The organism is Nocardia sp. NPDC127526, assembly GCF_042672265.1.
Classification (GTDB): Bacteria; Actinomycetota; Actinomycetes; order Mycobacteriales; family Mycobacteriaceae; genus Nocardia.
This window is the reverse complement of sequence record NZ_JBHXVO010000005.1, coordinates 353,845-376,421: the sequence shown is the minus strand read 5'-3', so window position 1 is coordinate 376,421 and position 22,577 is coordinate 353,845. Positions and strand designations below refer to the sequence as shown.

General features: G+C 67.6%; 19 protein-coding genes and 1 pseudogene. 11 read left to right on the top strand and 9 right to left on the bottom strand.

Going from position 1 to position 22,577, the window contains the following annotated elements; genetic code table 11:
- Positions 1–635 (top strand): annotated as a pseudogene (locus ACFVIV_RS12815) (ATP-binding cassette domain-containing protein); the annotation flags it as partial.
- 125 nt (positions 636–760) lie between these two features.
- Complete coding sequence (locus tag ACFVIV_RS12810; RefSeq protein ID WP_379195606.1) at positions 761–1,918, top strand: pentapeptide repeat-containing protein; 1,158 nt, start codon at positions 761–763, stop codon at positions 1,916–1,918.
- Positions 1,919–1,925: 7 nt separating this feature from the next.
- Here the strand turns inward: ACFVIV_RS12810 and ACFVIV_RS12805 are convergent, their stop codons facing one another.
- The 3 genes from ACFVIV_RS12805 to ACFVIV_RS12795 form a co-directional block, all read right to left on the bottom strand.
- On the bottom strand, positions 1,926–2,468 hold the full coding sequence (locus ACFVIV_RS12805) for a GNAT family N-acetyltransferase (RefSeq protein ID WP_379195604.1): 543 nt from the start codon (positions 2,466–2,468) through the stop codon (positions 1,926–1,928).
- The gene (locus ACFVIV_RS12800) at positions 2,465–3,688 is read right to left on the bottom strand and encodes an MFS transporter (RefSeq protein ID WP_379195602.1); all 1,224 of its coding nucleotides are present in this window, start codon (positions 3,686–3,688) and stop codon (positions 2,465–2,467) included. The genes ACFVIV_RS12805 and ACFVIV_RS12800 overlap by 4 nt, the downstream gene beginning before the upstream one ends.
- Before the next feature lie 124 nt (positions 3,689–3,812).
- On the bottom strand, positions 3,813–4,271 hold the full coding sequence (locus ACFVIV_RS12795) for a nitroreductase/quinone reductase family protein (protein ID WP_379195600.1): 459 nt from the start codon (positions 4,269–4,271) through the stop codon (positions 3,813–3,815).
- 389 nt (positions 4,272–4,660) lie between these two features.
- Here ACFVIV_RS12795 and ACFVIV_RS12790 point away from each other — a divergent pair, with 389 nt between their 5' ends.
- Positions 4,661–5,611, top strand: a complete 951-nt coding sequence (locus ACFVIV_RS12790; protein ID WP_379195598.1) for a hypothetical protein — start codon at positions 4,661–4,663, stop codon at positions 5,609–5,611.
- A gap of 16 nt (positions 5,612–5,627) precedes the next feature.
- Here the strand turns inward: ACFVIV_RS12790 and ACFVIV_RS12785 are convergent, their stop codons facing one another.
- The 3 genes from ACFVIV_RS12785 to ACFVIV_RS12775 are packed head-to-tail and all read right to left on the bottom strand — an operon-like array spanning position 5,628 to position 9,847.
- The gene (locus tag ACFVIV_RS12785; RefSeq protein WP_379195596.1) at positions 5,628–7,079 is read right to left on the bottom strand and encodes a serine/threonine-protein kinase; all 1,452 of its coding nucleotides are present in this window, start codon (positions 7,077–7,079) and stop codon (positions 5,628–5,630) included.
- Between the two features lie 7 nt (positions 7,080–7,086).
- Positions 7,087–8,328 carry a hypothetical protein gene (locus ACFVIV_RS12780; RefSeq protein WP_379195594.1) on the bottom strand — a complete coding sequence of 414 codons (1,242 nt, stop codon included), beginning with the start codon at positions 8,326–8,328 and terminating at the stop codon, positions 7,087–7,089.
- 22 nt (positions 8,329–8,350) lie between these two features.
- Positions 8,351–9,847: a serine/threonine-protein kinase gene (locus tag ACFVIV_RS12775; protein WP_379195592.1), complete on the bottom strand. Its 1,497-nt coding sequence runs from the start codon at positions 9,845–9,847 to the stop codon at positions 8,351–8,353.
- A gap of 485 nt (positions 9,848–10,332) precedes the next feature.
- On the opposite strand from ACFVIV_RS12775, the gene ACFVIV_RS12770 reads away from it, so the two are divergent.
- Genes ACFVIV_RS12770 through xdhC form a run of 3 tightly spaced genes read left to right on the top strand, consistent with a single transcriptional unit; the run spans position 10,333 to position 15,159 of the window.
- A complete protein-coding gene (locus tag ACFVIV_RS12770) occupies positions 10,333–11,970 on the top strand; it encodes an FAD binding domain-containing protein (RefSeq protein ID WP_379195590.1) in 1,638 nt (545 codons plus the stop codon).
- Positions 11,967–14,342, top strand: a complete 2,376-nt coding sequence (gene xdhB, locus ACFVIV_RS12765; RefSeq protein WP_379195588.1) for a xanthine dehydrogenase molybdopterin binding subunit — start codon at positions 11,967–11,969, stop codon at positions 14,340–14,342. Before ACFVIV_RS12770 ends, xdhB begins: the two co-directional genes overlap by 4 nt.
- Position 14,343: 1 nt before the next feature.
- Positions 14,344–15,159: a xanthine dehydrogenase accessory protein XdhC gene (gene xdhC / locus ACFVIV_RS12760; RefSeq protein WP_379195586.1), complete on the top strand. Its 816-nt coding sequence runs from the start codon at positions 14,344–14,346 to the stop codon at positions 15,157–15,159.
- 19 nt (positions 15,160–15,178) lie between these two features.
- Here xdhC and ACFVIV_RS12755 read toward each other — a convergent pair whose 3' ends face one another.
- Positions 15,179–16,054 (bottom strand): alpha/beta hydrolase family esterase, encoded by an 876-nt coding sequence (locus tag ACFVIV_RS12755; protein WP_379195584.1) that lies wholly within the window; start codon positions 16,052–16,054, stop codon positions 15,179–15,181.
- 205 nt (positions 16,055–16,259) lie between these two features.
- Here ACFVIV_RS12755 and ACFVIV_RS12750 point away from each other — a divergent pair, with 205 nt between their 5' ends.
- The 3 genes from ACFVIV_RS12750 (at position 16,260) to ACFVIV_RS12740 (ending at position 20,570) form a co-directional block, all read left to right on the top strand.
- On the top strand, positions 16,260–17,330 hold the full coding sequence (locus ACFVIV_RS12750) for an extracellular solute-binding protein (protein ID WP_379195583.1): 1,071 nt from the start codon (positions 16,260–16,262) through the stop codon (positions 17,328–17,330).
- A 97-nt stretch (positions 17,331–17,427) separates the two neighbouring features.
- Positions 17,428–19,485, top strand: coding sequence for an ABC transporter permease (locus ACFVIV_RS12745; RefSeq protein ID WP_379195581.1), 2,058 nt, complete (start codon positions 17,428–17,430; stop codon positions 19,483–19,485).
- The gene (locus ACFVIV_RS12740) at positions 19,482–20,570 is read left to right on the top strand and encodes an ABC transporter ATP-binding protein (RefSeq protein ID WP_379195579.1); all 1,089 of its coding nucleotides are present in this window, start codon (positions 19,482–19,484) and stop codon (positions 20,568–20,570) included. Before ACFVIV_RS12745 ends, ACFVIV_RS12740 begins: the two co-directional genes overlap by 4 nt.
- Here the strand turns inward: ACFVIV_RS12740 and ACFVIV_RS12735 are convergent.
- Complete coding sequence (locus ACFVIV_RS12735) at positions 20,542–20,844, bottom strand: hypothetical protein (protein WP_379195577.1); 303 nt, start codon at positions 20,842–20,844, stop codon at positions 20,542–20,544. The two genes, ACFVIV_RS12740 and ACFVIV_RS12735, sit on opposite strands and share 29 nt — an antisense overlap.
- A 184-nt stretch (positions 20,845–21,028) precedes the next feature.
- Here ACFVIV_RS12735 and ACFVIV_RS12730 point away from each other — a divergent pair, with 184 nt between their 5' ends.
- Both ACFVIV_RS12730 and ACFVIV_RS12725 read left to right on the top strand, forming a co-directional pair.
- Positions 21,029–21,919, top strand: a complete 891-nt coding sequence (locus ACFVIV_RS12730) for a helix-turn-helix domain-containing protein (protein WP_379195575.1) — start codon at positions 21,029–21,031, stop codon at positions 21,917–21,919.
- Positions 21,916–22,113: a DUF397 domain-containing protein gene (locus tag ACFVIV_RS12725; protein WP_379195573.1), complete on the top strand. Its 198-nt coding sequence runs from the start codon at positions 21,916–21,918 to the stop codon at positions 22,111–22,113. The genes ACFVIV_RS12730 and ACFVIV_RS12725 overlap by 4 nt, the downstream gene beginning before the upstream one ends.
- 81 nt (positions 22,114–22,194) lie before the next feature.
- On the opposite strand, the gene ACFVIV_RS12720 is transcribed toward ACFVIV_RS12725, so the two are convergent.
- A complete protein-coding gene (locus ACFVIV_RS12720; RefSeq protein WP_379195572.1) occupies positions 22,195–22,413 on the bottom strand; it encodes an EF-hand domain-containing protein in 219 nt (72 codons plus the stop codon).
- Positions 22,414–22,577: the final 164 nt, after the last annotated feature.

Below are 22,577 nucleotides of genomic sequence, written 5' to 3'. Positions count from 1 at the left end.
GGACAAGGGGAGGCTCCCCGGTGACAAGGGAAGCACCCGCTGCGAGGCCACCGGTGGCGGAGCTGACCGGCATCGTCGTCGACGGCCGCCTGCGGCTGGACGGCTTGCGCCTCGGCGCAACCGACCGCCTGCTGGTGACCGGCCCCAACGGCGCAGGCAAGACCACCTTGCTGCGCCTGCTGGCCGGTGAACTCACCCCGGATGCGGGCTCGGTAACAATCCGCGGCCGAGTCGGCCACCTACGACAGGAGGAATCCCCCTGGCAGTCGAACCTGACTGTGCTGCAAGCCTTCGCCTCCGGCCGGATCGGCTACCCGGACGAGTACGCCGACCAGCTACTCGCCCTCGGCCTGTTCCGCCCGTCGGAGCTGACCTTGCGCGTAGCTGAACTCTCCTACGGCCAACGCCGCCGCATCGAATTGGCCCGCCTGGTAACCGACCCCGCCGACCTGCTCCTCCTGGACGAACCCACCAACCACCTGTCCCCGGGCCTGGTGGAAGACCTGGAGCAGGCATTGTCCGAATACCCGGGCGCAGTGGTCCTGGTAACCCACGACCGCCGCATGCGAGCCCAATTCACCGGCCGCCGTATGGAACTGCGCGCCGGCGCCCAAGTCGACCGCACGGCGGCATAATCCGCCAGATTCGGCTCCGATGATCAGTGCCCGCCCTCAGGGCAGTTACGCTCTACGCTCGCAGTCATTTTCGCGAAAGGGGAGCTGCCGTGGGGGGCGGGCCGACACCGGGACGACGACGTCATGTGGCTGGTCGAGGGTATTCGCTGCGGCGGCCGACGCCGCCACCGCAGGATCCCCCGGCCGATCCGCCACCGCCGTCGCGGTCATGGTGGCGACGTACCCGGGATGTCATCCACCGGTTCGCCGTCTGGCAGGGATGGACCAGTCTCACAGCGATTGTCACAACCATTGCGGCGGTCGGTGCGCTCTGGTTCACCAGTCAGTCTCTGCGGGCCGCACTGGATGTCGCGGTCACCGATCGCTTCCAGAAGGCTGCCGATCTGTTGAGCAAGGACAATATCGATGCACGCGTCTCCGGCATCTACTTGTTCGAGCGGCTCGCCCGGGATTCTCCCGCCGATCACTCTGTCGTCTTCACCGTGCTGCTCGAGTTCGTGAGGGCGAACTCGCCACGATCGGAATGCGATCAGATCTCGCGGAATACAACAGCAGTCGGGCAGCCGGAAGCAAAGCGAGGTCCGAGTGATATCAGTGCCGCTCTGATCGTGATCGGACGCCGGGATGCGAGTCGGGATGCCTTTCGACTCGAACTGACCAACACCTGTCTGGCGTACGGGGAGCTCGATTACGCTCAGTGGTCCGGCGCATCATTCACCGGGTCGGTACTGCTCAGCGCAAACCTCACTGGCGCCGACTTGTCGGACGCATCTGTGGTAGAAGCTGATCTGACAGGAGCGTACCTGTCCGGAGCCAACCTTTCGCGTGCCATCCTGTACGGTGCGAACCTCACCGGCGCCGTCCTCGCCGGAGCAAATCTCGATCGTGCGAGCCTCAGCTGCCGTCTCCCTCTGGATAGGTCGCCGGTCTGCACAAACCTTCAGGAGGCCCGCCTCTCGTGCCTCAGTGAGTACGGCGCTGATGGCGATGGCATCCAGCAGGTGAAAGCGCAAACGTGCGCGAGCCTGGTGGATGCGGATTTGAACGGCGCAAACCTGCACTCCGCGTGGCTCGATGGGGCAAACCTCACCGGAGCGCGAATCGGCTGCGAAAGTGACGACCGTGACCGGATCAGGTGTGCGGATCTGACTGATGCGAGTCTCGCAGGTGCCAATCTGACTCGCGCCGATCTCGACGGAGCGAACCTCACGAACATCTACTACAACGACATGACCGTGTGGCCCGCTGGGTTCACGCCACCGCCGAGCCGTCCGGAGCGGTGATCGCCGATCAGAACTTCAGCAGCATGACGTAGTCGTTGTGGAGTTGGGCGCCGACGAGGAAGGTTTTGGTGCCGGCGACGGTGAAGCCCTGCTTTGCGTAGAAGCGTTGGGCGCGAACGTTTTTCTGGTTCACGCCGAGCCATGCTCCGGTGGCTCCCCCGGCGCGGGCGGCGTCGAGGGCGGCGGTCATGAGTTGGGCGGAGACGCCGCCGCCGTGGTGGTCGGGGAGGACGTAGACCTTGGAAACCTCGATCAGGTTGTCGAGTTCCGCGCCGAGGGCTGCGATGACGTCCGGGTCGGTGGGGGCGAAGGCGTTGAGGAGGGCGTAGCCGATGAGTTTGTCTTCGGCCACGGCTTTGAGGACGGTGCGGGTGGGGTCGGTGAGGTATTCGGTGAAGCGTTGGGGGGAGAGGACGTTCGCGATGAATTCGGCGGTGTCTTCCGGGGTGGTTTCGGGTGGGCAGGCCAGGGGGAAGGTGATGGCGGCTACTTCGCTGAGGGTTTCGGCGTCGGCGGGGGTGGCTCGTTCGATGATCACGGGGCTGCTCACTTGTCCAGTGAAGCATGGCCGGGGGTGGGGTCGGCGGGGGCGGGCAAGGTGGTGGCGCGGGGGTGGAAGGCGCGGGCGAAACCGATGAGGATGACCGCGAAGAGAAGGGGGACGGCGAATCCGGCTCGGAGGGTTAGTCCGGCCGCGATGCCGCCGACGACCACGCCGCCGATCAAAGTGCCTGCATAGTTGAAGAGGTTGAGGCGGGCGATCAGGGAGTCCAGGTCGCGGCCGCTGGTCAGTTGGCCGGCTTCGCTGAAACACAGGGGGACGATGACCGGGAGGCCGAGACCGGCTACGAGGAATCCGAGGATGGCGATTTCCGGGCCGGGGGCGGCTACGACGATCGTGAGGCCGAGCGTTCCGATGAGGGCTGCGGCGCGAACGACGGTGCGCGGGCCGAATCGGCGGACCCAGAGGTCTCCGGTGAGTCGGCCGAGCAGGGATGCGCCTTGGTACGCCGCCAGGGCGAGGGCCGCTGTCGACGAGGTGGCGAGCAGGTCGTCGGTCAGGTAGAGCGCGGACCAGTTGCCTACGGCGAAGTCGATGGCGAAGGCCAGGGCGACGACTGCGCCGAAGGCGAGGAAGATTCGGGTCGGCACGGATCCGGCGGGTTCGGATTCGGCGGGCCCGGCTTCGGCCTGCTGGGTGCCGAGGAGTCGTGGTCCGGCGGCGAGCCCGGCGGCCAGGACGATCATGGCCGCGGTGAGGATGGAGAGTTCCAGGGAAACCTTCGCGGCTTCGAATATCGACACGAACAGCGCGCCCGCAATGGCTCCGGCGCTCCAGGCCGCGTAGAACGACGACAGCACGAAGCGCCCGTAGCCGTGCTGGATGAATACGGCCTGCATATTGGTGCCCGCGTCCACGATGCCGACGGCCACGCCGTAGCACCCGAGCGTCACGAAGACGACGACGATATTCGGCGACAGCGCGACAGCGGTTCCGGTGACGGCGATGAGCCCCAATCCGATTCGCAATGCCGCCCGGCTGGACCAGCGCAGGGCCATGCGTTCGGCGAGCAGGCTGCCGCCTCCCGCGAGCAGGGAGATCATGGCCACGGACACGACGATGAGCGTGTCGGTCAGCCCGAATTTGTCGCGTTGCTGCGGCAGTTCGGTGAGGATGACGGCGAGAAAGAAACCTTGGAGTGCGAAGGCCACCGAGTTCGCGACGCGCGCCCTTCTGAGCAGCGCATTCGGGGCTTGCGTGTCGAACATTTCGAAAGAGTAGCGGCGGCAAGGTCCGCTGGCATCCGCATTGGGGATCTCGCGGGTCAGCCGCGAGGATGAATTCGGCCCCCCGGTGCGCCGCTGAGCCGCCGTGCGGGCGACTGATACTCGGTTATGCGGGTGTCAGCTTGATGATCGGTATCCGCCGGTCGGTCTTGCTCTGATACCCGTTGTACCGCGGCTGGTCCGTCGTGATCCGCTTCCACGTCGCGTCGTAGGCTTCGCCCTCCAACTGCTCGGCCGTCACCCGGATCTTCTTTCCCGCCACCTCCGCCCAGATCTGCTCCGGATGCGCCGCGAGATTGTGGTACCAGGCCGGCTGTTCCTTCGCCCCGCCCGCCGACGCCAGCACCAGCCACCCGTCCCCTTCGGCGAATCGGCTGAGGGCGACCCGCCGCTCCTGTCCGGATCTTGCGCCGATGGTGGTCAGGTACAGCAGATCCATCCCCATGAACTTGTCCCCTTGCAAACGATGGACCCGCTGCATCAGCCGAACCATCAAGCGCGTGAACGGATTCAACTTCATGGTCTTGTTTCCGCGCGTACCAGCCGGAATCTTCTGGAAGCTCATGGCTTCAGTGTCCTCCGATCGCTCCGCCTCCGCTCAGGGTGCGGCCGGGTCGCGCCGCGACGCGCCGTTTCTGTCCCGGACTTTGTTCAGATAGCGGTCAGATCCCGCGGATCCGTGCCCGCGATCGGGTGATCTTGCCGATGATGTACGCGCTGTGTCCACCGAACTGTCAAGCGTGTGAACGGATTCAACTGCATGGTATGTGCTTTGCGCGCATCACGATCGGCATCGCCGTTCATTACGTACCGCTCGCGATCGGGTAACGAATCTTGCCGCTTCGCTGTGAAGGGCACTGTTTGCTCGGGCACTCTGGAAGTACGGCGTGGGCTGGTGGTTCCCGGAACAGCGGGGGCGGTCCATGTGGTGGAAGTGGCTGGGGATGTGATCGTGTGAGCACGAGGCGAGTGGAAGTTCCGCATCGGCGGCCGGTGGCGCTCGCCGGCCCGCGACCGAATCGGAAGACGACCGTTGCGGATTCGCGCGGTCATGCGCCGGGGGAGCGCTGTATCGAACCCGGATGCGTCGATTGCCGGTGGGATGCCCAGCGGCTGAAGTACTGGCTGCGGGGCCGGCTGCTTGCGGCGGGGGCCGAGGAGGCGCAGGTCGATGTGGCCTTCGGTGCTCATATTCCGGATGTGCTGTGGCGCAAGGGTGATCGGATGGTCGCCATTCAGGTGTCCAGCGCACCACCGGAGTTGACGCGAGCCCGGGCGCTCACGAGCATGTTGCGGACCAGTGGTTGTAGCGAAGTGCTATGGATTTGCCCTCCTGGTTTCTGGACCTCGCAATTGCCCGCGCTGGGCATTGACGATTTCGCGGCCGAGGGCTGCGAGTACCGGGCGGTCGGCGGCGTGCTGACCACCGGACCGGGAGGTGTGGTGACACCCAGCCATGCCGCCTGCGAATTGCGCGATTTCATTTCGGGTTGGGTGGCGGAAGAGTTCGCGTACGGCTTCCGCGATGAACACACGGGAGGTTGGGCGAAGGTGACCGACTGGGAACGGCACACCCGCACGCAGGCGGCCGTCATCGCACGGCAGCGCCAGGAATTGATGAACCAGCGCACCGCCCTGGCCCTGGCTCGCAAGATCACCCGCGACAAGTCCAAGCAGCTGCTCCGCATGACCCATCGCCTGGAACGGGCCGAGCAGGCCGCCCAGGACCAGGCCGATGATCTGGCCCAGGTCCGCCGCCGCCTGGCCGACCACGACCGCGTGGACGCCACCTTGCGCCTCACAGTCGCCAGTCAGCGCTCCGCCGTCCAGCACTGGCAGCTCATCAGCTGGTTCGCCCTGCTGGTGATCGTCACCTTCATCGTCGCGGGATTGGTGGTGGTCTGACCGCCCGTGCCCGGCACTACAGCGGCGCGGTGGGCCACCACCGATCGTGTAGATCCTGACCGGACGACCCACCGAACAGCTGCACGACGCAGTGATTCCTGGGCGCATCGAAGCTGATCGTCATCCGGCCCGCGCTTCCCGTCGGCGCGGGTCCCCAGATCGAGCGGCCGGAGCCGGATGCGCGGACCCAGGTCTCCTGTCCCTCGTTCGCGGTGGTGGGCTCCGGGGGCTGGAAGGCGGAACGGTCGGCATTGCACGTCACGCGCAGCGCCGTAACCGGATTGCTGTCGCCCGAGCACTGCAGCACGGCCTCGGCGCCGGCGGAATCGGTGGAGACGACGCGCCCCGCGCTGTCGGTGGGACTGCATCGCAGGCCGCCGAACCCGCTCGTCGCGGGAGTGGCGGGGAGCAGGGCGGGGAAGGTGTCGACGATGAAACCGAACGCGCCCCAATCGGATGTGGTCGCGGCCGAGGTTGGGGCGGGAGCCGAGGTCGGCGGGGGAGCGGACGGGCTGGGAGTCGGCGCGTTCGCGGCCCCCGGCCCCGAATCCCGCATGGTCGCCGCGATCACCACCGCGATCACCGCGACCGTCGCCCCGCCCGCGAGCGCGAGGGCAATGCGATTGCCCCGGGTGACCGGTGGCGCGTGCAGCGCGGTGCGAGCGGCCTCCGCCAGCTCACCGCAGCTGTCGTAGCGAGCCGCCGGATCCTTGGCCATGGCCCGGGCGACCACAGCGTCCAAGGCCGCCGATATCCCTTGCCGGGCGGCGCTGGGCCGAGGCGGCGGCACGGTCATATGCGCGTGCATGACGGCGACGGTGGAGTCGCGCGGGAACGGCACCGCGCCGGTGAGCAGGTGGTAGAGGGTGCAGCCCAGGGCGTAGACGTCCACGCGCCGATCGAGCGCGTCCCCGCGTATCTGCTCCGGCGCGGCATAGGCCAGCGAGAACGGCGATCGCCGCGCGCTCGTCGAATCGTCTGCCGCGCCGGCGATTCCGAAGTCCGTGACCAGCACCCGATCCGGCCCGACGGCGGCTGGTTCGAGGAGAATATTGGCCGGCTTCACATCCCGATGCAGCAGCCCGGCGCGATGCGCCTCGTCCAATCCGGCCGCGGCCCCGGCGATAATGTCGATCACCCGCTCGAGCGGCACCGGCCCGGGACCACCGAGCAGTTCCGCCGCGTTGTATCCGGCGACGAATTGCATGGCGATCCACCACATGTCGTCGTCGACACCCCGGTCATGGATCGCGACGATATTCGGATGGTCGAGGCGCGCCGCGACCTGCGCTTCGCGATGGAATCCGGGCCCGTCATCGGTGTGATGTTCGGCGAACAGCACCTTGAGCGCGACCTTGCGCGGCAGCCGCGGATGCCGCGCCAGATAGACCGCGCCCGCGCCGCCGGTCCCCAGCAGCCGCTCGATCCGATACCCGGCGACGACCGATCCGGGCCCTAATGTCCGCATTCCCGCTTCAGCGGCCCTTGACCAGCAGCGCGTACTGCGCCGCCGCCATCTGCAGCGCCGACTGCCGGTCGGTCGCAGTGACATTCGCGACATACCTGCCGTCCATGACCTGGCAGTAATAGAACTCGAACCGCGGATCCCGGCTGCGGAAGCAGGCCGCGTCGTCGACCCCGGCCGGCCCGGCGATCTTCTCATCGGTCGTGCCGAACTCCGCCGCGCGCGCATCGAAGTACTGTCGCGCCCGAGCCGGATCCTGCAAGCGCAGCAGCCAGCGATCGTCGACCACGCCCATCCGGTCGACGACGGGCCGATCGGGCGAGGTGTTGTTGACGTCCCGGGTCCACTGGTCCGCGCCGCCGGGCCCGTAGACCACGCCGGTCGCGGCGTGCAGTCCGCCGTATCCGGCTGTGGTGCCGCGATCGAGATTGGTGATGGCGGGGTACGGCCACTTCCCGGTCTGCGCGGGCAGCATGCGCCGCAGCATGCCGTCGGTATCGAAGGCCAGCGTCGCCAGTTTGCCCGCCGGCGTCGCGGTGAACGCGCCCAGCCGCGATAGCTGGGCATCGAAGGTGGCCGTGGCGACGGCGGTCATCGCGGCAAGGTCGGTGGCCGCATCGGTGATGAAGAGGGTGACGACATAGGGCCCGCGTGCGACGGTGGCCGCGAGGGTCGGCACCTGCGGCCGCCAATGCGCCCGCGCCTCCGCGTATCCGGACAGCGCCACGGTGACATTGTCGGCGCTCACGGCGGCATCCGCGGTGTCGATCTCCTGGGCGGCGGCGCGGGCCGCGGCCTCGTCGGGCATCCGCAGCACCGTGATGCGCAGCGATTTCGATGTGCCGATGATCGGCTGGAAGTTGCTCGGGTCCACGGTATCCGCGCCGCCGACGCTGTATCCGGTGATCATGCCGCGGTTCGTCAGCACCGGGCTGATGGCGCCGGCCAGGATTCCGGTGGTGTCCTGCGGCGTCGGCAGCAGCGAGGGATGGCCGAAGGCGTAGGGCTTGCCGATGTCGTACGGATTGACGACGGCCTCGCCCAGCCGTGCCGCCTCGATGATCCGCCCGTACGACTCGTCGGTGTTCGCGGGCTCGGTCAGCGGGTCGCCGCCGAACGGGCCCACGTCCAGGTGGCTCAGATCCGGCGCCGGCGTGGTCGACGTCGCCGGTGTATTCGATGCCGGGACGCCGGATCCCGGCTCCCCGGTGCAGCCCGTGAGCGGGACGACCGCGAGCGCGATGGCTGCCATCGCTGTCGCACATGCTTTTCGGTCAGACCGGCGCACCCGGCCACCACCTTTCGTAGAGCGTCTGTCCCGACCCGTTGCGGCTGAATGCCGTGAGCAGGCAGAACGATTGGGCCGGATGGTCGAAGCTGATCTGCAGCACGCCGGTGGCGCGGCCGTCGGCGTCCTGCCCGTCGCCCCAGAACGCCCGGCCGCTGCCCGAACTCCGAGTCCATTGCTGTTCACCGGTTTTCGTGACGTCGGGCAGCGCCTGCGCCGGGAACGGGAGATGGGAGGAGTTGCAGGCCAGGGTGAGGCTGGACAGCGGATTGCCGTCGCCGGTGCAGTTCATCGCATCGAAGTCGGGGGAGACGGCCGACGGCATCACGGTCGCATTGACTTGGCTTCTCGTGCATCGCAACCCGCGATAGCCGGTGCCGAGGGTGGTGTGCGGCAGCAGATCGGGGAAGGCCGAGACGATATAGCCGACCTGACCCCACTGGGCCGAGAAGTCGCGGATCCCGGTGGTGGTGGGGGCGGCGGTTGTGCTGGTGCCGGCGGCAACCGCGGGGGAGTCGTCCCGGGATCCGGTGGCCCAGATCCCGATTCCGGCGGCCAGGGCGAGCACGACCACGAGAACGGCTGTGGCTATGACGATTCCGAGTCGCCGCCGGGGTGGCGGGACCGGTTCGGCGGGTTGCTCCTGCCCGCGCAGCGCCGCACCGGCGGCCGCGGCCAGGGCGCCGCAGCTGGGGTAGCGCTCGGCGGGGTTCTTGGCCATGGCCCGCGCGATGACGCCGTCCAGCTGCGCGGGCAATCCCGGAACGATCAGCGAGGGACGGGGCGGCGGATCGGTCAAGTGCGCGAACATGATCGCGGCGGGGGTGGGCCGCGGGAACGGTTTGGATCCGGTGAGCAGGTGATAGAGGGTGCCGCCGAGGGCGTACACATCGGCGCGGTGATCCAGCGGCTCGCCGCTGATCTGCTCGGGCGCGGCATAGGCGACGGTCGCCAGCACCTCGCCGTCGGCGGTCAGCGCCGTGGATTCGGCTGTCGCCCGGGCGATTCCGAAGTCGGTGACCAGGACGCGGTCGGGTGCGCCGGGTTTGGGCGAGACCAGGATATTGGCGGGTTTGACATCGCGGTGCAGCAGGCCCGCCGCATGGGCGGCGTCCAAGCCGCGGGCGGCCTCGGCAATCACGTGCAGCGCGCGTTCGACCGGTAGCGCACCCGGCCCCGACCCCGCCAGGTCGGCGGCATCGCAACCCTCCACATACTGCATGGCTATCCACAGCGCGCCTTCGAAGATCCCGCGGTCGTGGATCGCCACCACATTGGGATGGCTCAACCGCCCGGCCAATTCGGCCTCGCGCAGGAATCGGGCCCGGAACTCGCGGTCGGCGCTGGGACCCTGATTCAGTACCTTCAGGGCGTCGTAGCGGGGTAGGCGCGGGTGTTTGACCAGGTAGACCGAGCCCATGCCGCCGGAGCCGAGCTTGCGGATCACGCGGTAGCCCGCGAATACCTCGCCCACCCGTAGCACTACCGATCCTCCCCGGAACCCGCCGACAGCAGGTCATTCATACCGCACTTCGTGCGCCGCCGCAGAGCATTGGCGGGCGGCGGCTTTTCGTATTTCCGAATCAATTCGAAGGCATTGCCGCGGTAGATGAAAATCCAGCCGAATCTATGGGCTGACCACGGCGTTTCGTAGGAACCTACGAATCCCTCGGGAAGCCCTCGATGTGATTTGACCCACGAGCGCCGACTCGCGTACTTTCGGCAGCACACCCGGCGCATAGGACCTGGAAGGAGGCGACCCGGATGTTCACTCGCTCCGATCTCCGTCGCCTCGCCCACCGCACGGTGTGGGTTCCGGGTCGCGTCGCCCACGGCTTCTGACATCCGTTTTCTTTGATGTCCTGATTCGCTTCCCCGGCCTGTGGGTTTGCGTGCTCGAAGTAGAAAGCGGCCTAGAATGAAAATTCGAGATATAAACATGCCCGGATTCGGAAATGGGGGCGTGTCGTGACTACGCCACAGATCAAAATCAACGGCACGGTAACGCCGATTTCGGCCGCCCCGCACACCTCGATCCTGGACTTCCTGCGCGAGCGCGGTCTGACCGGAGCCAAGGAAGGCTGCGCCGAAGGCGAATGCGGCGCCTGTTCGATCCTGGTGGCGCGTCCCGGCGTCGTGGAGCCCACCGAGTGGGTGGCGGTCAATGCCTGCCTGATTCCGGCGGCCGCACTCGACGGCCAGGAGATCATCACGTCCGAGGGTCTCGGCACGCCCGCTGAGATGCACCCGGTGCAGCGCGAGATGGCGGTGCGCGGCGGATCCCAGTGCGGTTACTGCACTCCGGGCTTCATCTGCAGCATGGCGGCCGAGTACTACCGCCCCGATCGCACGCCCGCGGCGTCGCTCTGCGGCGGTGCGAACGGCAGCGCCTCCGCCAACGGCAGCGACCGGACCAACGGCAGCGCACAGACCAACGGCAGCGCACAGACCAACGGCAGCGTCAGCGCCAATGGCAGCGCCAACGGTCACGGCAGCCCCGAGGGCAATGGCAGCGCCGGCAGCAACGGCGGCGCCAACGGCCACGCCACGCCCTGCGGCGGCCACGGCGACGACGCCGAGCACGGCCCGAACGGTTTCGACCTGCACGCGCTCAGCGGCAATCTGTGCCGCTGCACCGGCTACCGCCCCATTCGCGACGCCGCCTACGCGGTCGGCGCGCCGGAGGCCGACGATCCGCTGGCCCAGCGCCGCGCCGAGGCCCCGGCCGAGCCGGTCCCCACCGTGCTCACCCAGGACGGCCGCACCTTCGTCCGCCCCGCCACCTTGGACGAGGCCCTGCGCCTGCGCCGCGAGCACCCGGAAGCCGTGGTCGTCGCCGGCAGCACCGACTGGGGCGTGGAGGTGAATATCCGTTCCCGCCGGGCGGATTACGCCATCGCCATCGACCGCCTCCCCGAATTGCGCGGTCTGCGTGTGGAATCCGATCGCATCGAGATCGGCGCGGCCCTCACCCTCACCGAGATCGAGCGTCGCCTGGACGGCAGCGTGCCGCTGCTGGCCCAGCTGTTCCCGCAGTTCGCCTCCCGCCTGATCCGCAACAGCGCGACCCTGGGCGGCAATCTCGGTACCGGTTCCCCGATCGGTGACAGCCCGCCGGTCCTGCTGGCCCTGGACGCGTCGGTCGTGCTGGCCGACGCCGACGGCGAACGCGAAGTGCCGTTGGCCGACTACTTCACCGGCTACCGCCAGTCGGTGCGCCGCCCGGACGAGCTGATCAAGGCCGTCCGCATCCCGACGCCGCTGGCCCCGGTCACCGCCTTCCACAAGATCGCCAAGCGCCGCTTCGACGATATCTCCAGTGTCGCGGTCGCTTTCGCGCTCGATATCGAGGACGGCGTGGTGCGTTCGGCGCGCATCGGCCTCGGCGGTGTGGCCGCCACCCCGATTCGCGCCCTCGACACCGAGGCCGCGCTGGTGGGTCAGTCCTGGTCGGAGGACACCGTCCGGCAGGCCGCGCAGATCCTGCAGGCCGCGGGCACCCCGATGAACGATCACCGCGCCAGCGCCCGGTATCGCACCGCGATGCTCGGCCAGAGCCTGTTGAAACTGTATGCGGATACCACCGCCGGGAAGGTGCTGTCATGAGCCACCTGTCACAGCGACCGGAGAACCCCGTGGTGGGTGTCGCGATGCCGCACGAGGCCGCCTCGCTGCACGTCACCGGCGCCGCCCTCTACACCGATGATCTGGTGTACCGCACCAAGGACATCCTGCACGCCTACCCGGTGCAGGTCTTCGAGACGCATGCGCGCATCAAGGCGATTCGCACCGAGCCCGCGCTGGCGGTGCCCGGCGTGGTCCGCGTGCTCACCGCTGCGGATGTGCCGGGCGTCAACGACGCCGGGGTGAAGCACGACGAGCCGCTGTTCCCGACCGAGGAGGTCTGCTTCCACGGTCACGCGGTGTGCTGGGTGCTCGGCGAGACCCTGGAGGCGGCGCGCCTGGGCGCGGCCGCCGTGGAGGTCGACACCGAGCCGCTGCCGTCGCTCATCACCATCGCGGATGCCATTGCGGCCGATGCCTTCCAGGGCGCGCAGCCGCTGGTGCAGCGCGGTGATACCGAGACCGGTTTCGCCGAGGCGGAGCACATCTTCACCGGCGAGTTCCAGTTCTCCGATCAGGAGCACTTCTACCTGGAAACCCATGCCGCGCTGGCCCTGGTCGACGAGAACGGGCAGATCTTCGTCCAGTCCAGCACCCAGCACCCGTCGGAGACGCAGGAGATAGTCGCCCACGTGCTGGGGCTGACCAATTCCGAGGTCACCGTGCAGTGCCTGCGCATGGGCGGCGGCTTCGGCGGCAAGGAGATGCAGCCGCACGGTTTCGCGGCCATCGCGGCGCTCGGCGCGACGCTCACCGGTCGCCCGGTTCGCTTGCGGCTCAACCGCACTCAGGATCTGACCATGTCGGGCAAGCGGCACGGCTTCCACGCCACCTGGAAGGCCGGCTTCGACGCCGACGGCCATCTGGTCGCGCTCGACACCACGCTGACCGCCGACGGCGGCTGGAGCCTGGATCTGTCGGAGCCGGTGCTGGCTCGCGCGCTGTGCCACCTGGACAACACCTACTGGGTGCCCAATGCCCGCTTCCAGGGCCGGATCGCCAAGACCAACAAGACCTCCAATACCGCCTTCCGCGGGTTCGGCGGCCCGCAGGGCATGCTCGTCATGGAGGACATCCTCGGTCGCTGCGCGCCGCTGCTGGGCTTGGATCCGATGGAGTTGCGCCGCCGCAACTTCTACCGTCCCGGCCAGGGCCAGACCACCCCGTACGGCCAGCCGGTGCGGCATCCGGAGCGCATCGAGGCCACCTGGGAGCAGGTCATCGAGAACGGCAATATCGAGGCCCGCAAGCGGGAGATCGAGCTGTTCAACGCCACCCACGAGCACACCAAGCGCGGGCTGGCCATCACCGGCATCAAGTTCGGCATCTCGTTCAATCTGACCGCCTTCAACCAGGCCGGCGCGCTCGTCCTCATCTACAAGGACGGCTCGGTGCTCATCAACCACGGCGGCACCGAGATGGGGCAGGGCCTGCACACCAAGATGCTGCAGGTGGCGGCGACCACCCTCGGCGTCCCGCTGCACAAGGTGCGGCTGGCTCCGACGCGAACCGACAAGGTGCCCAACACTTCCGCCACCGCGGCCAGCTCCGGCGCGGATCTCAATGGCGCGGCGGTGAAGAACGCCTGCGAACAGCTGCGGGAGCGCCTGTTGCAGGTCGCCGCAACGCAATTCGGCGTCAACCCGTCGGATGTGCGCATTGCCGACGGCATTGCGCGCCCGCTCGGCCCGGGTGAGAAGCAGCTGGAGTGGAACGACCTCTGCCGCACCGCCTACATGCAGCGCGTGCAGTTGTCGGCGTCGGGTTTCTACCGCACCGAGGGTCTGCACTGGGATGCGAAGACCATGCACGGTTCGCCGTTCAAGTACTTCGCCTACGGCAGCGCCGCCACCGAGGTCGAGGTGGACGGTTTCACCGGCGCGTACCGCATCCGCCGGGTCGACATCGTGCACGACGTGGGTGACAGCCTGTCCCCGCTCATCGATATCGGCCAGGTCGAAGGCGGTTTCGTGCAGGGCGCGGGCTGGATGACCCTGGAGGACATGCGCTGGGACGTCAGCGACGGTCCCGGTCGCGGGCGGCTGCTGACCCAGGCGGCCAGCACCTACAAGCTGCCCAGCTTCTCGGAGATGCCCGAGGTCTTCAATGTGACGCTGCTGGAGAACGCCACCGAAGAGGGCGCGGTGTTCGGCTCCAAGGCGGTCGGCGAACCGCCGCTCATGCTGGCGTTCTCGGTGCGCGAGGCGCTGCGCCAGGCGGCCGGTGCGTTCGGTCCGGCCGGGGTGAGCGTCGAGCTCGGCGCGCCCGCCACGCCCGAGGCGGTCTTCTGGGCGATCGATTCGGTGCGCAGCCGGGCCGAATCCGCCCCCGAACCGGGTCGAGTCGGTGTCTGACATGACGTGGGTGGCCGCGGTCGCGCGGTTGCGGGCCCGCCGGGAAACCGGCGTGCTCGTCACCGTCGCGACCGTGCGCGGTCACGCACCTCGTCCGGCCGGCGCGAAACTGGTTGTGGGCCGGACGGAATCGTGGGGATCGATCGGCGGCGGCAACGTCGAGGCCGTCGCCATCGACCGCGCGCGGGAGCTGCTCGGCAAGGCCGATGCGGAGCCCGAGCTGATGGAATTCGCCTTGAACGACAAGGTGACCAACCGCCACGGCGTGCAGTGCTGTGGCGGTGAGGTCACCGTGCTGCTGGAGCCGCTGCCGGTGGTGCCCGCCGTGGCGATCTTCGGAATGGGCCATGTCGGAATGGAATTGGCGCGCATTCTCGCGCGCCACGATCTGGATCTGCACCTGATCGATTCCCGGGGCGAGATGCTGGAGGCGGAACGCCTGGCGGCGCTGTCGGATTCGGTGGCGCAGGTGCATGTGCACCACACGCCGCTGCTGCCGGAGGAGGTGCTCGAGCAGCTGCCTCGGGGCACTCACATTCTGATCATGACCCATGATCACGCGGAGGACGCCGCCCTCTGCGACGCCGCCCTCCGCAGTGATCATCTGGCTTCCATCGGCCTGATCGGGTCCTCCGCCAAGTGGGCTCGCTTCCGCAAGCGCCTCACCACCGAGGGCGGACATTCGGAGCAGGATCTCACTCGCATCAAGACGCCGATCGGCCTGCCGGATATCGCGGGCAAGGAACCGGCCGTCATTGCCGTGAGCGTCGCCGCCGATCTGCTGCTCGCCTTCGAGAAGCAGCGCGCCAACCACTGAGCTCGCGCCGGCCGCCGAACTAGGGAAGCGGGTTGCTGTTGAACAGCGCCCACATCCGATTCCGCACATCGGCGCCGCGGTCACCGGCGGGCCAATCGTGCGCCTTGGTCACATCCTCGGGTCCGTCGTAGAGCCGGTAGACGACCTGGGTTCCGGCCGCGCAGTCGAAGCGCTGCCCGCGCAGTACTCCGGGCCCGGATTCGCTGTGCTCGGCGCCGCAGTCGTTCATCTCCCGCCAGTGATCGCGATGCTGTTCGGCGACCCACTGCCAGATGACCGGATCATTGTCGTTGAGCATCACCCCGAAGGCGATCGGGCGGTTGGTGGGGCATTCGTTCGCGCTGGTGTCCCACGCGCCCTTCGCGCCCGCCCAGACGGCCGCCGAGGCGATCAGATCCGATGCGTCACAAGCCATTCGCGAGGTCATCTGCCCGCCGTTGGAGTGGCCGACGAAATGGATTCGTTCGGAAGCGACGCAATATTTTCCGGTGATTTCGCCGACGACATTGCGCAGGAAGGGTACATCCGGCCCGACATTGCGGGCGAACTCCCATGCCCACTTGTCGGTGCCCTCGTTCTTGCTGCCGCGCGGATAGGCCACGATGACCTTGTTGGCACTGGCGAAGCCGGTCCACCCGCTCTCGCCCTCGAATTTCGCCGGATTGCTCTGTCCGCCATGTAAAGCCACGATCAGCGGTGCGGGTCCGGACAGCCCCGGCGGTACGAACAGCAGGTACGGCCGCCCGCCGATGTCCTCCTCGATCGTCTTGCCGGTGGAGGTGGTCGAGCAGGTCGCGGCAGGTTGGGCCGCCGCCGGGGCGTCCGTCACCAGGAACGAGGCCGCCAATAATGCCCCCGCTGCCGCCACCGTCGGCCATTTGATCCGCAATTTCATGAATGAACCTGTCTATCAGTCACTTTCGCGGTGACTGTAGCCAAGCGGCGCCCGCGCTGCGCCGGTCTCGGGCATTTCCGGGGTGGCGCAAACGAGTCGCTCGTACCCGGTCGTGAATTACGAAACGATTGTGAATTAGTCAAGGCTAATATAGGTTAGCCTAGCTTTTCACGCCGTGAAGGGCATCGCGCCTGAAGGAATGCTCATGAGAAACACCACCCTGCGGATGGCGGCCCTGGCGGCGGTCGCGGCCTTCGCCCTCACGGCCTGCTCCGGCAACGACGGCGGTACGGACCGCGCCGACGAGGTCGCCGCGAACTGCGACAACTCCGGCGATCCCAATACGGTCACCGTGTATTCGGGCCGCACGGAGAAACTGGTCGCGCCCCTGCTGAACTCGATCGGTCCCGACGTTCTGGGCGCCGGCGTGAAGATCGAGGCGCTCTACGACCAGAAGCCGGTCAAGGTCCTCGAAGAGGGCGGGAAGAGCCCCGCCGACGTCTGGTTCGGCCAGGATGCGGGCGAACTGGGCGCCCTGGCCGCGAACGGCTATCTGAGCGAACTCCCGGCGCAGGTCCTGGGGGCGGTGCCCGCCCAATACGCCGATCCGGGCAAGCGATGGGTCGCCATCACCCTGCGTTCCCGGGTGCTGGCCTACGATCCCCGCCAGATCCCCGCCGCCGACCTGCCCGGCGGCATCGACGGTCTGGTGGACGAGAAGTGGCGGGGCAAGATCGGATACGCGCCCACCAACGCCTCGTGGAAGAGCTTCGTCACCGCCCTGCGCGTGCTCCGCGGCGAGGACGGCGCCCGCGCCTGGCTGCAGAAGTTCAAGGCCGTCGAGCCCGTCGAATTCGACAAGAACAGCGCCGTTTTGGATGCGGTCGACCAGGGCCGGCTCACCCTCGGCCTGATCAACCACTACTACTGGTTCATGAAGGCCGCCGCCCAGGGAGCCGATAACGTGACCGCCAAGATCCACTACTTCAAGGGCTCCGAAGAACCGGGCGCGCTCGTCAATATCGCCGCCGCCGGCGTCCTCACCTGCTCCGACAACAAGGAAGCCGCCGCCAAACTCGTCGAATTCCTGCTCAGCGCCCGCGCCCAGCAGTACTTCGCCGACGAGACCGGCGAATACCCCGTGATCGCGAACATCACCTCCAAGCACAATCTCCCCACCCTGACCGAACTGAGCCCGCCCGCCATCGACCTGAACCAGCTCTCCTCGGTCTCCGAAACCGAGGCCATGCTCCGGGATGTCGGTCTACTCAAGTGACCCCTCCTCGCGCCGCAGCGACACCGCCCCCTGGGGCGGCGGGTTCGCTTGGTGCCGTGGTGAACTCGCCGCGCGGCGTTGGTGATCGGGCCTCGGCATGGCGGTGAAGGTATCCCCGGATCTGGTGCGGCGAGCGGTGCTGTCGCTCGCCGTGCTGCCGGCGGTCGCCATTGCTCTGCTGCCGTTGGTGTACACGGTGTTGCGGGCCACGGATCGCGGGTGGGCGCTGGTGTGGCGGTACACCTGGTCGGCTCGCACCGGGGAGTTGGCGCAGAACACGCTGAGTCTGCTGGCCGTCGTGACGGTGAGCGCCATGGTGCTCGGCACCGGGGCGGCGTACCTGCTGGCTCGGACGGATCTGCCGTGTCGGCGGATGCTGTTGCCCTTATTGGTGATGCCGCTGGCGATTCCCTCCTATGTGTCGGCATTCTCGTGGCTCACGCATTTCCCGGGGCTGGCGGGGTTCACCGGGTCGTGGCTGGTGCTGGCGACCAGTAATGCGCCGCTGGTGCTGTTGCCCGTGTATGCCGCGCTGCGGGGCGCCGATGCCGCGCCGGAGGAGGTCGCGCGGTCGCTCGGCGCGGGGCCGGTGCGCGCGTTCTTCTCCGTGACGCTGCCGCAGATTCGGTTGGCGTTGCTGGCGGGCGGGCTGTTGGTGGCGTTGTATGTGCTGCACGATTACGGCGCGGTGGCGATGATGCGCTACGAAACCTTCACCAAGGGAATCCATTACGCGTACAACGCCAGTTTCGATCGCACCGCCGCCGGGGTGATCAGCTTGGCGCTGGTCGTGCTGGCGCTGCTGTTCGCGGTGGCCGAAGCGGGGGCGCGCGGCCGGGGCGCGACCCGGGTGGGCGGGGGAGTCGCGCGCCCCGCCGCGCCACTGCGGCTGGGTCTCGCGCGGCCGGTGGCGTTGCTGGCGTGCGTGATTCTGGTGGCGGCGTCGGTGGTCATGCCGCTCGGCGGTCTGCTGCCGTGGCTCACCGGTCGCACCACCGGAAGCCTGGATATCGGCGAACTCGTTGCGGCGCTGGGCAACACCCTGTCGTTCGCGAGCTGGGGCGCGGTGCTGACCATACTGCTGGCGCTGCCGGTCGGCATTCTCGCCGCGCGCTCCGGGGGCCTGTTCGCTCGCGGCGTGGAACTGGCCGCGTACGCCGGATATGCGTTGCCCGCCATCTCGGTTGGGTTGGCGTTGGTGTATTTCGGGATCAATGCGGCGACGGCCTGGTACGGGCGCGGGCAGATGATCGTGCTGGCCTATATCGCCTTGTTCCTGCCGATCGCCATCAGCGCAGTCCGGGCATCGGTCGCGTCCTCGCCGCGCCAGTTCGAGGAAGTGGCTCGCTCACTAGGGAATTCCGGATTTGTCGCCCTGGCCCGGGTGACGGTGCCATTGGCCGCGCCGGGCATCCTGGCCGGTGCGGCTCTGGTATTCGTCAGCTGCGCAAAGGAATTGCCCGCGACACTCATCCTGCAGCCGCCGGGCCGGAACACCCTGGCACTGGAGCTGTGGAAGCACGCGGAGGTCATCAACTACACCCAGGCCGCGTGGTACGCGCTGGCGCTGGTAGTCGTGTCGGTGGTCCCGACGGTCGTGCTGCAACGGGTGGCCGAGGGGCGCGGTCGCGCTCCGCGGCCGGGGCCGCCGGGTGCGGGTGGAGCGGTGGGGCTGGGAACGCCGGGCGCGGGTGGAGCGGTGGGGCTGGGAACGCCGGGCACGGGCGGGGTGGCGTGGCTGGACGCGCCAGCCGCTGGACGCGTAGACAGCAGCTCCGCCCGTGGTCTAGCCGTGAGTTTTGCCCGTGGTCCAGCCGGGAGTCTTGCGCGTCGTCTCCCCGCGAGTCCTGCCCATCGGCTCGGCGCGAGTTTCGCCCGTCGTCTCGGCGTTGGTCCCGCCCGTCTCCTCGGCAGCGTCACCCGTCGTCCCGGTAGTTCCGGCCGTTTTCTCGGCGGTTCCGCCCGTCGTCCCGGTAGTTCCGGCCGTTTTCTCGGCGGTTCCGCCCGTCATCCCGGCATGCTTTTGGCCGGGATCTCGCCCGACGTGGTGGATTCCGGCCAAAAGTGCGCCGGAATGACGAAAGGGCTGGCGAAAGGGCTGACGAAAGGAATTGCGGGCTCGGGCGGCGGTGCGGCGACGGAGGTATTCCCATGAGCGAGTTGCGGATTCGCGGGCTGGACGTAGGGTACCGGGGTGTCGAGGTGTTGCGCGGGGTGGATCTGGATATTCCCGCGGGGAGTCTGACTGCGGTGCTCGGTCCCTCCGGGTGCGGGAAGACCACGTTGTTGCGGACGGTGGCGGGGTTCTTGCGGCCTACGGCGGGGGAGATTCGGGTGGGTGGTCGCGTGGTCGCGACGGCCACGTCCGTGCTGCCGCCGGAGCGGCGGAAGGTGACCATCGTCCCGCAGGAGGCGGCGTTGTTTCCGCACTTGTCGGTGGCGGCCAATATCGGTTACGGCCTGCGCGGCTGGAATGTTGCGGCGCGGCGACGGCGGCGCCGGCGGGTGGGGGAGTTGCTGGAAGTCGTTGGGTTGCAAGGTTATGCCGAGCGGCGGCCGCACGAGTTGTCCGGCGGGCAGCAGCAGCGGGTGGCCTTGGCGCGGGCGCTGGCTCCCGGGCCCGCGGCGGTGCTGCTGGATGAACCGTTCTCCGCCCTGGATGCCGGATTGCGCGGTCAGGTGCGGGATCAGGTGCGCGAGATTCTCACCGAACTCGGCGCCACCGCGGTGCTGGTCACCCACGATCAGGACGAGGCGCTGTCCATGGCCGACCAGGTCGCGGTGCTGCGCGAGGGCCGGGTGGCGCAGGCCGGGCCGCCGGAGGAGATCTACCGCAGACCGGTGGATATCGCGCTGGCCCGCTTCCTGGGTGAGGCGGTCCTGCTGACCGCCACCGCCGACGGCCCGGTGGCGCGCACCGCGCTGGGTACGGTGCCGCTCACCGCTCCGGCCAGCGGAAACGGCTCACTGCTGGTGCGACCGGAGCAATTGCGCCTGCGCCCGGTGACCGAATCCAACGGTCACGCCACCGCCATTGTGCGGCGGGTCAGTTTCCACGGCCACGACGCGGTCGTGCTGTTGCGCGCCGCCACGGGCGCGGATCTACTGGCCAGGGTGCCGTCACCGCTGCCGGTGCGACTCGGTGACGAGGTGGTGGTGGAGGTGGCGGGCAGCGCCGTGTTCTATCCCGAGGATTCCACGGGCGACCCGGTCAGTTCGAGTGCACGATGTGATCTCTGATGATGTCCTCGACCGGTTGCCCGGCAAGGGAATCGGTGGGTTCCGCGCCCTCGAGGATCGTATCGAGAATGTCGGCCCCGTCGAGCGTGGCCGGAAACCTGTGCGCCGCACGGGCACTGACGATGACGGCGTGCAGCACGGTGGCATAGACGCGCGAGCGCGGCGCGGTCAGCCGCCATCCGTGGCGCTCACGTTCGTGTAGCCGCGCCTCGACAATGTCCAGCACATCTTCGATCACACGGATTTCGATCTGGTCGCGCTCGTCGGTGTCCATTACGGGCCTCCGGTCCGGCTGATGTGATGTAGCCCGAGCACACCACTGGCATCGCCCCTGCGTACGGAGAATCGGGTGTTTGGGACCGGTTGCGGGAAATCGGCAGGAAGCGTTCCGTATTCGACGTACAGTCCGTTCCACGCGGGTATGTGTTTCCGTTCCGAATATTGCGGAGGGTACAGACATGACCAGCGCGGATGAACCGACGAGACTGCCCCGGCGCCAGCTGGGGAGGTTCCTGCGCGAGGCTCGTGAAGGCCAGGGGCTGTCGCTGGAGCGAGTCTCGCATCTGATGGAGCTGAGTAAGACCGCGTTGCACCGCATCGAAACCGGCGGGGTCAAGAAGCCTCGCATCCGGGACGTCCAAAGGCTGTGCGAGCTGTACGAACTCACTTCGAGCGACATCGATCGTGCGGTCGAACTCACCAAACAGGCACAGGTCGCATCCTGGTACACCGCCTTCGGCGGGCTCTACAGCGATACGACGTTCAACATGTACGTCGGGCTGGCGGCTGCCGCACGGCAGTTGATCGCCTACCACGAGATCGTCCTGGGTTTGGTGCAGACGGCCGACTACGCCCGGGCAACGATCAGCGCGTTCTACCACGATAGAGACGCCGAGGAAATCGACCGCCGCGTCGAGTTCCGTTTGCGGCGGCAGACGATCATCACTCGTAAAGCCGATCCAGTGAAACTCGAACTGCTCCTGCACGAGTCAGCACTGCATCGCGTTGTCGGCGGACCGCGCGTCATGGCAACTCAGCTGCACCACCTGGCGGAAGTCAGCAAGCTTCCCAATGTGTCGCTTCGCATACATCCGTTCACGGCAGGCTGTAGCTGGGGCGTGCTGCATGGACCGTTCGTACTTCTCGACTTCGGGATCGATTCCAAGGGACGCCAAGTGGAACCCCCGTTGATCTACTTCGAAGGCAACGGGAAACCAGACTTGTACCTGGAACACGCCGACGATATCCGGCGCTACCATGAAATGGCCTCGGCCATACGGCGTACGGCCTTGGACGAGACCCACACGCGAGACCTGCTCCGGCGGGTGGCGAGGAGTTATGTGACGTGAATACCTATCTCCCCGAGGCGAACTGGTTCAAGAGCAGCTACAGCGGTGGTCAGACCGACTGCGTCGAAGTGGCTTGGTTGCCGGAAGGCATTGTCGGCCTGCGTGACTCGAAGGACCCTAGTGGCCCTGCTCTGCTGTTCTCCGGAAACGATTGGGCCGCATTCACTGCTGCCGTCAGCAGTGGTGTGTTCTGATCCCAATGTGAAACATCGCCGACCGGGAAACTGTGGCGGCGGCTTCTCGCGAAATGCCGCCACAGTTTCCCGGTGATCTTGTTAGCTGACCAGAGTCAGGAACTCGGCGAGGCTGATGCGCTTGTCGCCGTCCAGATCGGTCTTCTCCAGGATGGCCAGGGCGGCCTTCTCGGCGTCGGCGTGCGAGAAACCGTACGCTTCAACCGCCTTGGTGTACTCCTCGACGGTGATGTACCCGTCGCCATTGGCGTCGACCCTCTCGAAGACCGCCTTGGCCTCTGCGACGGTGAACGCGCCCATGACCTTCTCCTTCATTCGTTCCGGAACAAACTGCCTCAGTCGTATCACATCCGCGCATACCGACCGGTACCGCGAGCGGTGATCGACTGTGTGATCACTGGGTGAACGATCGGGGCGATTGTTTTTCTCCGCGTGGCCCGGCGCTGAGTCGATCATCATAGGAA

What these genes read in the sequence shown, in the direction of transcription:
- ACFVIV_RS12800 (WP_379195602.1), bottom strand. Translation starts at nt 3,688, where the DNA reads ATGTTCGACACGCAAGCCCCGAATGCGCTGCTCAGAAGGGCGCGCGTC.
- ACFVIV_RS12795 (WP_379195600.1), bottom strand. Translation starts at nt 4,271, where the DNA reads ATGAGCTTCCAGAAGATTCCGGCTGGTACGCGCGGAAACAAGACCATG.
- ACFVIV_RS12785 (WP_379195596.1), bottom strand. Translation starts at nt 7,079, where the DNA reads ATGCGGACATTAGGGCCCGGATCGGTCGTCGCCGGGTATCGGATCGAG.
- ACFVIV_RS12780 (WP_379195594.1), bottom strand. Translation starts at nt 8,328, where the DNA reads ATGGCAGCCATCGCGCTCGCGGTCGTCCCGCTCACGGGCTGCACCGGG.
- xdhB (WP_379195588.1), top strand. Translation starts at nt 11,967, where the DNA reads ATGAGCCACCTGTCACAGCGACCGGAGAACCCCGTGGTGGGTGTCGCG.
- xdhC (WP_379195586.1), top strand. Translation starts at nt 14,344, where the DNA reads ATGACGTGGGTGGCCGCGGTCGCGCGGTTGCGGGCCCGCCGGGAAACC.
- ACFVIV_RS12755 (WP_379195584.1), bottom strand. Translation starts at nt 16,054, where the DNA reads ATGAAATTGCGGATCAAATGGCCGACGGTGGCGGCAGCGGGGGCATTA.
- ACFVIV_RS12750 (WP_379195583.1), top strand. Translation starts at nt 16,260, where the DNA reads ATGAGAAACACCACCCTGCGGATGGCGGCCCTGGCGGCGGTCGCGGCC.
- ACFVIV_RS12745 (WP_379195581.1), top strand. Translation starts at nt 17,428, where the DNA reads ATGGCGGTGAAGGTATCCCCGGATCTGGTGCGGCGAGCGGTGCTGTCG.
- ACFVIV_RS12740 (WP_379195579.1), top strand. Translation starts at nt 19,482, where the DNA reads ATGAGCGAGTTGCGGATTCGCGGGCTGGACGTAGGGTACCGGGGTGTC.
- ACFVIV_RS12735 (WP_379195577.1), bottom strand. Translation starts at nt 20,844, where the DNA reads ATGGACACCGACGAGCGCGACCAGATCGAAATCCGTGTGATCGAAGAT.
- ACFVIV_RS12730 (WP_379195575.1), top strand. Translation starts at nt 21,029, where the DNA reads ATGACCAGCGCGGATGAACCGACGAGACTGCCCCGGCGCCAGCTGGGG.
- ACFVIV_RS12720 (WP_379195572.1), bottom strand. Translation starts at nt 22,413, where the DNA reads ATGGGCGCGTTCACCGTCGCAGAGGCCAAGGCGGTCTTCGAGAGGGTC.